The following is a 12,807-nucleotide window of genomic DNA, read 5'->3' on the forward strand; positions in this document are numbered from 1 at the left end:
ATCGAACCACGTCCAGTCTCGAATGCGTCCGGCCTCACGGACCAGCACGGCGTATCGCTTCTCTGCTCATCGGTGATGAACTCGCACGACGGCCGCCATACCACCGGCCGAGCGGACGGCCCTCCTCGCCTAAAAGCTTGTCTTTTTATTGACGTCCTAAGTTTTCTGACTTTGAATGTACGGCATTTTTCTGGAGCGAAGCCTTATGACAAAGCTGCTATGCCTTTCCGCCGTGACCGCGAGTCCTGGCCGCGCACTGAACCGCGCCTTCTCAACAATTCGTCGCACTGCTTTCCCCTGGCGCTATGGCTTTCTGACCCTGCTGGTTCTCCCTGGCATCGGCGTGGCGCAGGCACAGGTCAACGTCTACACCCGTAGCTATGATGCGAACCGCACAGGGGCCAACACGGCAGAAACAACGCTGACGCCGGCAAACGTCAACGCCACCAACTTTGGCAAGCTCTACACAGTGCCGATCGACGGGCAGGTCTATGCGCAGCCGCTGTTTGTGTCCAACGTCAACATCGACGGCAGCACGCACGACATCGTGCTGGTAGCGTCCATGCTGAACTCTGTCTACGCCATCGACGCGCCCACCGGCAATATTCTGTGGCAGCAGAACTTCGGCACGCCGATTAAGGCCCAGGAAGTCGAGAGCGATCAGAACATCAGCTGGAACACCGGCATCGGCATCCTCGGCACGCCTGTGATCGATCCCGAGACAAATTACATGTACTTCGTCTCGGGCAACGAGGCACAGGTAAACGGTGCTCCTGTGTATACGTTCCGCCTCAACGCCATTGACATCACCACGGGCGCGCCGGTGCACGGCAGTCCCATGACCATCAACGCGACCTATTCCACCGCTGACCTGGCCAGCCCCCTTGTGTTCAATGCCATGCGGGCAAACCAGCGCCCGGGCCTTGCCTTAGCTAATGGAAACGTCTACATCGCCTTTGCCTCGCACGAAGATCAGCAGCCCTATCATGGCTGGGTCCTGGCTTACAACACGTCCACGCTGCAGCAGACCGCCGTGTACTCTGACACCACGGTCGGCATCGAGGGCGGCATCTGGAACGCCGGCGGTGCGCCCACCATTGATACGTACGGCAACGTTCTTATCTCGACCGGTAACGGCAGCTTCGGACCTACCACGAACAACCTCGTGCAGACCGGCAACAGCTTCATCAAGCTCTCCCCTACGCTCCAGTTGCTGGATTACTTCACCCCGTACAACAGTGCCAGCCTCAACTCCGGCGACCAGGATCTTGGCGCCAGCGGACTTCTGCTGATCCCTGGCACCAACTACGTGGTGGGCGGCGGCAAACAGGGCGTCCTCTACCTCACCGACATCACCAACATGGGCAAATTCAACTCCTCCATGGACCAGGTGCGGCAGGAGTTCCAGGGAATCTTCGGCAAAGGAACGAGCCATCTTCACGGTGGCCCGACTTACCTGAAGACGGATGCCAATGGGCCGACGATCTTTGTGTGGGGCGAGAACGACATGCTGCGCGCTTACCCCTTCAACGCCGAAACCGGCCTGCTGAACGCCACGCCCCTGGCGACCAGCACGATGACCGCGCCCGTGACCAACAACGATGGGGCGATGCCTGGTGGTTTTACCTCTCTTACGGCCAACGGAACGGCCAACGGGATCGTCTGGGCATCCACCCCGTACAACGACGACGCGGTGCACCACGTGGTGCAGGGCGTACTCTACGCCTTCGACGCAGAAACCCTGAAGCTGCTCTGGTCAGACAAGACACAGGATGCCCGCGACGAAGTCGGCGTCTTCGCAAAGTACTGCCCACCGATCGTCGCCAACGGCCGCATGTTTGTGCCCACCTTTGGCGCCAGCATCAGCACGGCTACCGGCAACGGCCAGCTGATCGCGTATGGCCTGCTGCCGCAGCTCGTGGTGACTGCTGCGAATGCCAGCATGATCGCCGGCGGCGCCGTGCCCACGCTGACCGGATCGGTCACAGGGCTCAAGAGCGGCGACGCGCTGGGCTCGACCATCGACGTGACCTATAGCACCACGGCGACCAGCAGCTCTCCAGCCGGCACCTATCCCATCACGGCGACAGTTTCCGGCAGCTCGGTGAACAATTACCGCATCAGCCTCAACGCCGGCACGCTCACCGTGACGGCAAACACGCCACCACCGCCAGTCACTGGTGGCTCCGGGCCTATCTCGTATCCGGGCGGCTTTGCTGGCAGCAAACTCCAGCTCAATGGCTCGGCCACGCTCAACGGCTCGCGCTTGCGCCTGACCGATGGCAAACTCAACGAGGCGGCCACGGCCTTCTTCCCCACCGCTGTGAACGTGCAGAGCTTCACCAACGACTTCACCTTCCAGCTCACCAACCCCGCTGCCGACGGCATCACCATGCTGATCCAGGCGGATGGGCCAACGGCGCTTGGCGCCAGCGGCGGCGGACTGGGCCTCGCACCTGGCATCAAGAAGAGCGTCGCGGTTAAGTTCGACCTTTACTCGAACAGCGGGGAGAGCACCGACTCGACCGGCCTGTATCTAAATGGTCAGCTGCCCACGATTCCCTCGCTAGACCTGTCCGGCACGGGTGTCACGCTCAAGAGCGGCGCTATCTTTGCCGTGCACTCGGTCTATGACGGTGCCCTGCTCAACGTCACCATCACCAACACCGCCACCGGCGTCGCCAGCACCCAGTCCTATGCTGTCGATATCCCGGGCACTCTCGGCGCTACCTCCGCTTACCTCGGCTTTTCCGCGGGCACAGGCTCGCTGGTATCGACCCAGGAGATCCTCACCTGGAGCTATACCCCCTCGCCTGATTTCACCTCCGGATTCTCTGCTGCGCAGCTCTCGCTCAACGGCGGGGCGGCACTGAACGGCAACAAGCTTCGCATCCTCGACGGCAGCGCATGGGAAGCGCACAGCGCCTTCTTCACGACACCGGTCAACGTGAAGCAGTTCAGCTCCGCGTTCACCTTCCAACTCACTAACGCAGCGGCAGATGGCATCGCCTTTGTGCTGCAGAACACCGGCACCACCGCAGTCGGTGGTTCGGGCGGTTCCCTCGGGGTCGGACCTGCCCAGGGTTCGACCAGCGGCGGCATCGCAAAGAGCGTCGCCATCAAGTTCGACCTCTTCAACAACAGTGGTGAGGGGATCGACTCCACCGGCCTGTACCTGAACGGTGCCGCACCCACCACCCCATCCACCGACCTCACCCCGACAGGCGTCAACCTGCACAGCACCGACCCCATCGCAGCTGTACTCAACTACGATGGCACCACGCTGACGGTCACACTCACGGATACAGTGACCAAGGCGTCGGCGACCCAGGCGTACAAGGTTGATATCGCCGGCACCCTTGGCGCCACCACGGGCTATGTCGGGTTCACGGGCGGAACCGGCCAGCAGGTTGCCACAGCCGATATACAAAGCTGGAGCTACCTGGCCGGCACCAGCACCAAGCCCCAGCTGGTGTATCCCACGGAAGCATTGACGTCCTCGAGTTCTGGCCCTACCTTCCGCAGCTTTGCCTGGAGCGGTTATCCAGATGGGGTAGGAACGGTCCTGGATTCGACCAAGGTGGGGGACAAGGTGAGCTTCACCGTGGATGTGCCAGAAAGCGGCACCTATGACATTAAGGTGAACAGCAAACGCTACAACAACCGAGCTGTCTTCCAGCTCACTGTGGACGGCATTGACACCGGCGCGGCAACCGATGAGTACCTGGGCAACACAGCGGACGGCTCCTTCGGGACCTTCGATCTGGGAAGCCTGGCCCTTAACGCAGGCGCGCATACCTTTACCTTCACCGTGGTCAACAAGAACGCACAAGCCTCGGATTGGAAGCTGAGCTTCGGCCAGCTTATCCTTACCGCTCAATAACCTATACGCTGCAAAAGGGTCTCCTTCGTTGGCGCTGCTACGAAGGAGACCCTTTTTCATGCACGTCACTCGATCAAGCAGCGCATTTGCGAGCGACCATGATTTTTGTCGACCCGTTTTGTTCCCAGTTTGTTGAATGCGCTCTTAAGAGGGCGCACTTACACATACATGTGGCAATGTTGCACTTACACCTCCCAAAATCCGGTGAGATGCATAATGCGCCCATCTGCGCCGAACTGCGCATACGTTGTACCCGGTAGCAGTTCCCTGCCGTCCTCGCTCCTCGCTATCCAATCCACAAGCAGGAACTCGTGGTGCTGACGAATCTTCAGGGTTTGAAAACTGGCCCCGGGAAAGCTCTTCTGGAACTCCTTTATGTTGGACTCCAGCTGCTGCCGACCCGCTCCAAGCGCCTGCGGAGTAGCCAGGGTGAGGCTGTCCTGTACGCTCGCATCCAGTAACTGCCTGCGTTCTGAGTCAGGGATTGCCGACCATGCAGCACCGTACTTCTCCCAGGTCTCCGCGAGTCTGCTCATCTCCATATCTGTATTCGTCTCCCCCATTCTCTTCTTCCAAGTGGATGCTCTGTTCCGCAGCAATAGTTGGATCCAGGCTGTGCAATGCTGCAGGTCTGTGCTTCGCAGGCTTCCCGAAGCAGGCGCGCTTGTGACAGATCCGAACTGGCGAAGATGATCGAGGCCTGTGACGCACGCTTCGTGACCTCCTCGACGCCTCGGTAGTAGCGCAAACGAACAGAGCATGTGGCAGGAAACCTCAACAATGCTGCTCCATGACCGACTCGATGGCTCAACGAGTAGATACGCGGATCTGTCCTGTACCTGGACATCGGTCGATCGATGGGCGACGGATCGGTCCGTGAAACGCTCCTGTGCTAGACGTTTCCGGCAGGTTGCTCGCCCCCGCGCGGCATGCGCGAAGGGGAGTACCTTCGTGCGCAGGGATGGCGTTTGCCCGCGTCGCGCGAGTGGGAGGCCACGTACGTGATCGGCTAATATTCCTGATAGCAATCGTGGACGCAAATCGTGAGGGGAGATCGCGGGCATGACCAGGACCGATATTGCCGGGAATCCAGCCTTGCGAACAAGCCCTCTCCCATGAGGCTGGCACAGCGCGAGATGCTTGCTTTGATCGCGTTCGCCGCTCTGCGCATCTCTGCGTCTGCGCATGCGCAGCCCGGTCACACCCAGGTGCTGACCACGGCTCGTGCGGTCCACGACCTCCCCATCTCGCAGGCGGCCAGGTCGCGTGTGAAGCTCGAGGGGACAATCACCTACTATGACGGACCCGAGCTGATCCTCTTTCTGCAGGACGCAACTGGCGGTGTCTTCATCAATGTCGATCGCGTCTATCCCTTCCATGCGGGCGAACGGCTCTCTGTGGAAGGAATAGCCAAGGGCGGCTTCCGTGTAGGGGTGGCGCCGAACGCGAAGATGCGTGTGCTTGGCGAGGGAGCAAGCCCCGACAGCATACCTGCCACGTACGCCGCGCTCGCTTCCGGAGCAATGGACAGCAGGCTTGTTTCCGTGCAGGGCTTGGTGCGGGATGCGGTGATCGAGGAGCATGCCGTGTCTCACTCGAAATCGCTCCATATGGATCTTTCCCTGCCTGGCGGTCGGGCCGAGGTCTACGTAAAGAACTACGAGGGAATCGATCCACTCTCCCTTTCAGGGGCGACGATCCAGCTGAACGGCGTGGCAGGGGGTGCCTTCGACGCTAAGGAGCAGATGGACGGGGTGGTTCTGTACGCGGCCGATGGCAGGAACCTGCACGTGCTTTCCAGGCCGGCCAGTGCGCTGGCGGCTTTGCCGCTCACCAGGATCGGCGACCTGTTCGCCACAATGCAGGTTGAGGACCATTCTCCGCGGGTGCATGTGCGCGGGACCCTCACCTACTATGCCAGTGGCGATACGGCTGTACTGGAGAATGGCGGCAAAAGCCTGCTGGTGCAGACTCGGGAGACCAAGAACCTGGCGATCGGCGATGTGGTCGATGCCTACGGGTTTGTGGACAATCATCAATACAGTCCCAGCCTGGTGGATACGGTGCTTGTGCCAGCCGGAAGTCACCAGCAGTCTGCCGCTCACCTGATCGACTACGCCTCAGCCATGAGCGGCGTCTACAGTGACCAGCTCGTCTCCATTCAAGGCAAGCTTCTTTCCGAGATCCACACGGAGGAATCGCAGTCACTCTCGCTGGACGTGCAGGGACACGTCATTCGAGCTCTCATGCTCACTGGAGAGAAGCTGCCGGAGGTGGCACCCGGAAGCGAGATTCAGGTAAGCGGAATCTGCAGGATCCTCGCCGGAGGTCCGTGGCGGGAGCCGGTTGTTTTCTCTCTGACTATGCGCTCGGGCAACGACGTTGTGATTGTGCATGCACCATCCTGGTGGACGGTCCGGCATCTCGCCCTGCTGCTCAGTGTTCTGCTTGGTGTAGTGACGATCGTGGCGATCTGGGCCTTGATATTGAAGCAGCGGGTTACGCGACAGGCCAAGATCATCGATCACTCGATGCGGATCGTGGCCAGCCGCAGCGAGATACTGCGGCTGATCAGCGGCAATGAAGGGATGGAAACCATCCTCAAGGCCATGGCCGCTGCGATCGAGTCTCTGCTGCCTGGCGTGCTCTGCACCTATCGGTGGCATGGAATTGAATCCACACAACGCTACACCAGCACCACGAAGGCTGTTCGCATCCCGCTCGTGCATGCGGATAAGACAGCGGGAGAGTTTGCGGCCTTCGGGTCCTCGTCGCACACACCCGCCCAACGGAACGACGTGCTTTTGATGTTGCATGAGGTGCTTGACCTTGCCCTGCAGCATCACTCGCTGCATGAGAATCTGCTGCACCATTCCACCCATGATTCGCTCACCAAACTACCGAACCGGCGCTTCTTTGAAGATCACCTCGGGGACAGCCTCACGAAGGCTCTCGCCTCCGCAACACCCCTCGCCATCATTTATGTCGATGTGGACGCATTCAAGTTAGTCAATGACCAGTTCGGACATCACATCGGCGATCTGTACCTCCAGGCGATCAGCCTGCGGCTGCTGTATGCGCTGCGCACAGGCGACACCGTTGCCCGTCTGGGCGGCGATGAGTTTGTGGTAATCCTGCCGCATACGGGTGTTGCGGAAGCCCAGGCGTTTCTGCATCGCCTGGAGCGTTGCTTTGTAGATCCGTTCATGCTCGAAGGCCACTGCATTGAAGGAAGTGCAAGCTTCGGATTGGCGTGCGTGCCCGATCACGCGTCCACGCGCGAGGACTTGAAGCGACATGCGGACCGGGCGATGTACCGCAACAAGCGGCGGGCAGACAGCGCGGCGGCCAACCTGTCAGCACAGGAAAGCTAAGCACTTCATCCGTGCGCAGAAACATGCGTGCGCATGGACCCTGCTCCGGCAGTGCCGGCTGGCTCGCTTCCAATTCCAGCAACACAAGCGGCTAACCCTCAAGCGACACGCGAATGCACAATCTCGAAACGGTGCTTGAGCTTAAGGAACGGCTTCTCGAGGAACTCGTAGGACAAAGCGGCGAGTCCAATCGTGATGAGAAGCGAGATCAACGGCCATGAGCGGAGGTGCAGAACGGGACCAAGTACATGCGCACCCAGCAGCACTGCGAATCCGTGAAATACATACAGACCATAGGAGATGCGCCCGAGGTAGACAAAGCTTGGGCGTATGCAGATCTTTGGCAGACGTAGGAAAGCCCAAAGCAGCGCTGCGGAACCAAGAAGTATGAAGAAATAGGCAGCAGTGATCCGCCACGCTGAGGCTGGGTAGTCTCCCGTTGGCATGCCAATCAGGAGATCGGCCCCAACCCAGATTGAAAGCCCGCAAACGATACCGCCGAGTGATTTCAGGGCGGATGTGTCCTGCTTCTTACGCCCGAGTTGAAGTGCGAGCAGTCCACCGGCGGCAAAGAACATCATCTGGATGCCACTGTCAGCCCATAGTTGCAGATAGCTCGCACCGCGCGTGGCGAAGATACCTAAGAGCGACATGCTGATAACCGGTATGGCAATGCAGATGTTCCTGAGATGGGTACGAGAAAGCCTGCCCACGACAGCCGGCCAGAACAGGTAGAACTGCTCTTCGATCGAAATACTCCACAGGAAAGCAACGATCTTACTCATCATGCCGGCCGACATGACGTACCAGTTTGTCGATAAGAGGAAGAAAGAAATGAATGCAGGCGTGCTGATATGTGCAGGAGACCAGAACTGGCCAAGCACAAACGAAGCCGTGACATAGCAGAAGTAAAGCGGCCAGATGCGAAGCGCCCGGCGCACATAGAACTTGCGCAGATCAATATGTCCGGAACGATCCTGTTCTATGACCAGTAGGGTGGTGATCAGGAAAGCGCTCAGTAGAAAAAAGAGGCTGAGACCGAAGGAGCCGATCAGGTGAATAAATACGATCGCCTGCGCGAGTGCCGGGTGGTTCTGCAAATGCCCATGCTTCAGGTCGATTTGCGTGCCATGATCCAGAAAAACCGCGACGAAGGCACAGAAACGAAGCACATCCAACTCGGGCCGGTAAAACCGGCTTGCTGCGGGCCCAGAAGTGGACCCATATTTGGGAATGGACTTGTTCTCCGGGAAATGTAGCGCTGGACCAGCGGACAAAGCGTGCTCCCTAAGAACTGAGTTTCAGCGTAAGGTTCGAATCCTGGTTGCGGCCGTAAGTCATCTCATCGATGAATACTTCGGCCAGCATCCTTTGGTGCAGCAGGCACTCTCAGCATTCCCTGCGCACTCGCAGATCAAATTCGCGGTGATCGCGTCACGGCTTAAGCATAGCCAACCGGTGATGGCTGTGCGTTCCCTTTCGTACAGAGGCCGACGAATAGCAACCGAAAGACTGTTCGTGTAAGCGCGAGGTTCCTGGTAGCACCGATGTGCTTGTATGACCCGCGTGCCGTTTACAGACGATCGGTAGATGCGCGGCTGATTAAGACACCCATTTTGTCAGCCGAGACAATACGGCTTCTCCGGTGTAAGACCTCAAATAAACGCGCCGTGCAGGCTTTTCACTTAAGCCAGGCGGTTTATTCCACTGCATACAGTGATGCGCGCTGCAGAGGCTATACCGAGAAACCTACGGCCCGTCCATTGAGCATGACCGCGCCGGGGCTGCACACCCTGGGCCTACTCAAAGAGGCTTACACCACACCTAAAGACGAGTGCTGGAGAAGCGACGTCGAACCGACTATCTGTTTACATGAATCTGAGGGATGACGCGACTGGATGGGACAGGTCAGAACCAGGGGGCTGAGGAAGCACCAGGTCGCCATCCCGGAGACAGCGATTCCATCGTTGACGTGACTGGGTTTTCATTGCTCAAGCTCCGACCATGGCACAGACAGCCCATAACTCTGAGATGGAGAGTGCGTTGCCCCAGATTTACGATGATTGTGTCACTTGCCATCAACCGTCGCTGTTTCTGAGGTTGAGTGGCGGGGACGACGGGGCTCGAACCCGCGACCTCTGCCGTGACAGGGCAGCGCTCTAACCAACTGAGCTACGTCCCCGGATGGTGTTCCACCTGTGAGCCAGTTCCTGGTTGAGCAAGGAACCGTCTGCGCTGTGGCACAACCCGTTGAAATGAATATAGCAGAATTTCTGCACGCCGATGGCAAGTGGCGAAGCTCGAACGCCATGCACCGGGCGCCGACACCGGTGCGCACGCGTTCCGTCGCAACCCTTTGGTAGTTCCCCGGCCCAAGAAGCTTCGGCAAAGAAGGCCCGGATAGAAGCAGCGGAAGGAAAAGCGAATGCCCACAGCGAGAAAGACTGCCGCTCCAACATTGGCATAGCCTACGACTCCACACGGCAGGCAGATCACGGCAAAGAGCGCGGCTGCCGGCAAAGAGCGAAAACACGAACACGGCGACCCGTTTCGAGAGAGAGCACGGCGTCGAAGCCCGCCCGGAAAGCGACAGCTGTGCATGGGAAGAGGCCCGAGAAGGCGGCAACACAAAGGGCTTCGGTCGCCACCCGGAGCAAGCGCGGCCCCGGCGCCTACGGGCGCGACCGCGGCGCATGGAGCCGACGCAGGGCGCTGCTACACTCGAACCAGTTGCACCCATTGCACCAAGGAGCTCGAGTTATGGCTGATGTCACGATCACAGTGCGCCCCAACGGTCCCTTTCGCGTAGAAGGGCCTATCAAGCTGGTCGATGCCCAGGGCGCGGAGTGGGACCTTACCGGTAAGCCGGCAGTCTCGCTTTGCCGCTGCGGTGCTTCCACAAAGAAGCCGTTCTGCGATGGCATGCACACCAAGATCGGCTTCCAGGCTGCCGAGGCCGCGGTGATCGCGCAGGATCCCGCGAGCGCTGCTGCCGTTCAGGGCGACAACGCACCCAAAACTCCGCAGAACTCCTAAGGCTGAATCTGCAACCTGCAGTCACCCCCACGATGAAGCCTGCGCCAGACCGACAATTCAAACTCAACAAGCTCCGCTTTATCGCGGAGCTTGTGCGTGAATCGCTCTTTACGCGCACCAGCGGCAAGTACCATCGGCCTGTGTCACCAGGTCCCGGTGCGATCGGCATCACCTGGATCGGGCATTCGTCGTTTCTGCTTGAGATGGGTGGCGGCAGGGTGCTCATTGACCCGGTATTCGCGACCTTTCTGTTCGTGCTCAAGCGCAGGCGCAAGCCGGGCATTCGACAGCGGGACCTGCCGCCAATCGACCTGGTGCTGCTTACACATGCGCACATGGATCACCTCAACCTTCCTTCCCTGCGCGGCATCGTGCGCAACAACCGACGCCTCGGCGCGGCTGCGCCGATCGTAATTGTGCCGACTGGGGTAGCAGATCTGGTGGAGGGACTTGGTTTCCGCGAGGTCCGAGTGCTGGACACCTGGGGCGCAACCATGGTGCGCACCCCCCATTGCACCGTCACGATGACCCCGGCACGCCACTGGGGCGCACGCCTGTTCAACGACACGTGGCGTGGCTACGGTGGTTATGTCATCGCCTCGGACACCCACACCATCTATCACTGCGGCGACAGTGCCTACTTTCCGGGCTTCGCCGAGATCGGGCAGCGCCTGCGACCCGACGTCGCGCTGCTCCCTATCGGCGCCTACTCGCCGGAGAGTTTTCGCAGCGTGCACACAAGCCCGGAGGACGCCCTGGCAGCCTTTCGCGACTTGGGCAGCTCGCTCTTCATTCCCATGCACTACGGAACCTTTCGGCTGTCGCGTGAGCCCATGGATGAGCCTCCCCGGCGCTTAATGGACGCGGCGCGCGCAGCAGGGATTGCCGACCGCATGCTGCTGCTGGAGGAGGGTATAACCAGGATCCTCGACAAACCTGAGACAAGGGACTAGCAAGCAGCTACGCCTGCAACAGCACAAACCAGCCTCTCAGCGGATCAATGGTGAATGGCCACCCAATGGCAAGCCGTGTCTTCATCCTGTATGCTTCACCAGACTACTTTTCGGTGGCTCCCAGCCGCTGCTGAGCACCTGGAAATGGAGCGCATGCGCCTAACCTCACTCTTGCTGAAAAGCGCCCTCGTGGGTGCGCTTGGCGGCCTCCTCTTCGGCTTCGACACTGCTGTCATCTCGGGCACCACCCATCAACTGACGCAGATCTTTACGTTGAGCGCAAGCCAGCTTGGCCTCACTGTGTCGATTGCGCTGTTTGGCACGGTTCTGGGCGCGCTCACATCCGGCAACCTTGGCCAGCGTATCGGCTCGCGCGAAGCCCTGCGATTGATGGCTGTGCTCTACGTCATCTCTGCAATCGGCACCGCACTCTCCTGGAACTGGCCTTCCCTGCTGGTATTTCGCTTCATCGGCGGTCTTGGCATCGGTGGCTCTTCTGTGCTGGGTCCGGTCTACATTGCGGAAATGGCGCCTGCCCGCATCCGCGGCAGGCTGGTCGGCCTGTTCCAGACCAACATCGTCATTGGCATCCTGCTCGCCTATGGCTCGAACTACCTGCTTGAAAACGCAAACCTGGGCGCGAAGCTGTGGCGCTGGGAGTTGGGCGTCGCATCTTTTCCTGCCCTGTTGTTCCTCGCATTGCTGTTCCAGGTGCCACGTTCGGCTCGCTGGCTGCTGTCGCAGAACCGCGTCGACGAAGCGCGCGCAGCCCTTGGACTCTTAGGCGCCGAGGACCCGCAGGCAGAGATCGACGAGCTGCGCTCGGCTATTCGCGCTGACGCGGATCAGCGCAGCGCACCTTTGTTTACCCGCAGCCTGCGCCTGCCGATCTTTCTCGCGATTTCGATCGGTCTCTTCAACCAGCTGGCCGGCATCAACGCGATCTTGTACTACCTCAACGACATCTTCCGCGCAGGCGGATTCTCTTCGGTCTCAAGTGATGAGCAGGCCGTGATCATTGGCGCCGTGAACCTCGTTTCGACATTGCTGGCGCTGAGCGTCATCGATCGAATTGGCCGCAAGACGCTGCTGCTTGTCGGGTCCGTCGGCACCGCCCTTTCCTTGGGTGGAGTGGCGTACGTCTTCACCACGCACCAGCATCTGTCCCTGCTGCTCTGGCTTCTGGTCAGCTTCATCTTCTTTTTCGCCTTCTCGCAGGGCGCGGTGATCTGGGTGTACATCAGCGAGGTCTTCCCGACCCGGGTACGCTCCAAGGGACAAAGCCTCGGCAGCGGCTCGCACTGGGTCGCCAACGCGATCATCTCGTTCGCCTTCCCGGTGATCGCGCGCCACTCCGCTGGAGCCCCTTTTATCTTCTTCAGCGCAATGATGGTGCTGCAGTTCTTTGTTGTCCTGTTTGTGTACCCGGAGACAAAAGGCGTCTCGCTGGAGCAGCTGCAGAAACAGCTCGGGACGAACGAGGTTTGAGCATTTTGCGCCCCTTCGCTCTTTGTTCGCTACAATGAAAAGCGAAGGACTTGATCTTCCAGCCGGGCAACAA

The 12,807-nt window shown here is 59.7% G+C and carries 7 protein-coding genes and 1 tRNA gene; 5 read left to right on the forward strand and 3 right to left on the reverse strand.

Annotated elements, in window-relative coordinates; genetic code table 11:
- Window positions 1-205: 205 nt before the first annotated feature.
- Complete coding sequence (locus D1Y84_RS17210) at window positions 206-3,883, forward strand: MBG domain-containing protein (protein WP_158615554.1); 3,678 nt, start codon at window positions 206-208, stop codon at window positions 3,881-3,883.
- A 185-nt stretch (window positions 3,884-4,068) separates the two neighbouring features.
- Here the strand turns inward: D1Y84_RS17210 and D1Y84_RS17215 are convergent, their stop codons facing one another.
- Window positions 4,069-4,419, reverse strand: a complete 351-nt coding sequence (locus D1Y84_RS17215; protein WP_124849778.1) for a nuclear transport factor 2 family protein — start codon at window positions 4,417-4,419, stop codon at window positions 4,069-4,071.
- 579 nt (window positions 4,420-4,998) lie between these two features.
- Here D1Y84_RS17215 and D1Y84_RS17220 point away from each other — a divergent pair.
- Complete coding sequence (locus D1Y84_RS17220; RefSeq protein WP_124849779.1) at window positions 4,999-7,257, forward strand: diguanylate cyclase; 2,259 nt, start codon at window positions 4,999-5,001, stop codon at window positions 7,255-7,257.
- 98 nt (window positions 7,258-7,355) lie between these two features.
- Here D1Y84_RS17220 and D1Y84_RS17225 read toward each other — a convergent pair whose 3' ends face one another.
- Window positions 7,356-8,534 (reverse strand): acyltransferase, encoded by a 1,179-nt coding sequence (locus D1Y84_RS17225; protein WP_124849780.1) that lies wholly within the window; start codon window positions 8,532-8,534, stop codon window positions 7,356-7,358.
- 828 nt (window positions 8,535-9,362) lie between these two features.
- A tRNA-Asp gene (locus D1Y84_RS17230) sits at window positions 9,363-9,439 on the reverse strand.
- 578 nt (window positions 9,440-10,017) lie between these two features.
- On the opposite strand from D1Y84_RS17230, the gene D1Y84_RS17235 reads away from it, so the two are divergent.
- The 3 genes from D1Y84_RS17235 to D1Y84_RS17245 all read left to right on the forward strand — a co-directional run bounded on the left by D1Y84_RS17235 (window position 10,018) and on the right by D1Y84_RS17245 (window position 12,734).
- Window positions 10,018-10,293 carry a CDGSH iron-sulfur domain-containing protein gene (locus tag D1Y84_RS17235; RefSeq protein WP_124849781.1) on the forward strand — a complete coding sequence of 92 codons (276 nt, stop codon included), beginning with the start codon at window positions 10,018-10,020 and terminating at the stop codon, window positions 10,291-10,293.
- 32 nt (window positions 10,294-10,325) lie between these two features.
- On the forward strand, window positions 10,326-11,246 hold the full coding sequence (locus tag D1Y84_RS17240) for an MBL fold metallo-hydrolase (RefSeq protein ID WP_124849782.1): 921 nt from the start codon (window positions 10,326-10,328) through the stop codon (window positions 11,244-11,246).
- 153 nt (window positions 11,247-11,399) lie between these two features.
- Window positions 11,400-12,734 carry a sugar porter family MFS transporter gene (locus D1Y84_RS17245; protein ID WP_124849783.1) on the forward strand — a complete coding sequence of 445 codons (1,335 nt, stop codon included), beginning with the start codon at window positions 11,400-11,402 and terminating at the stop codon, window positions 12,732-12,734.
- The last annotated feature ends 73 nt before the right edge of the window (window positions 12,735-12,807 follow it).

The sequence above is a fragment of the Acidipila sp. EB88 genome (assembly GCF_003858395.1).
Lineage (GTDB): Bacteria > Acidobacteriota > Terriglobia > Terriglobales > Acidobacteriaceae > EB88.

Coding starts and splice junctions, on each gene's coding strand:
- D1Y84_RS17235 (WP_124849781.1), top strand. CDS start 10,018: ATGGCTGATGTCACGATCACAGTGCGCCCCAACGGTCCCTTTCGCGTA.
- D1Y84_RS17210 (WP_158615554.1), top strand. CDS start 206: ATGACAAAGCTGCTATGCCTTTCCGCCGTGACCGCGAGTCCTGGCCGC.
- D1Y84_RS17215 (WP_124849778.1), bottom strand. CDS start 4,419: ATGAGCAGACTCGCGGAGACCTGGGAGAAGTACGGTGCTGCATGGTCG.
- D1Y84_RS17220 (WP_124849779.1), top strand. CDS start 4,999: ATGAGGCTGGCACAGCGCGAGATGCTTGCTTTGATCGCGTTCGCCGCT.
- D1Y84_RS17240 (WP_124849782.1), top strand. CDS start 10,326: ATGAAGCCTGCGCCAGACCGACAATTCAAACTCAACAAGCTCCGCTTT.
- D1Y84_RS17245 (WP_124849783.1), top strand. CDS start 11,400: ATGCGCCTAACCTCACTCTTGCTGAAAAGCGCCCTCGTGGGTGCGCTT.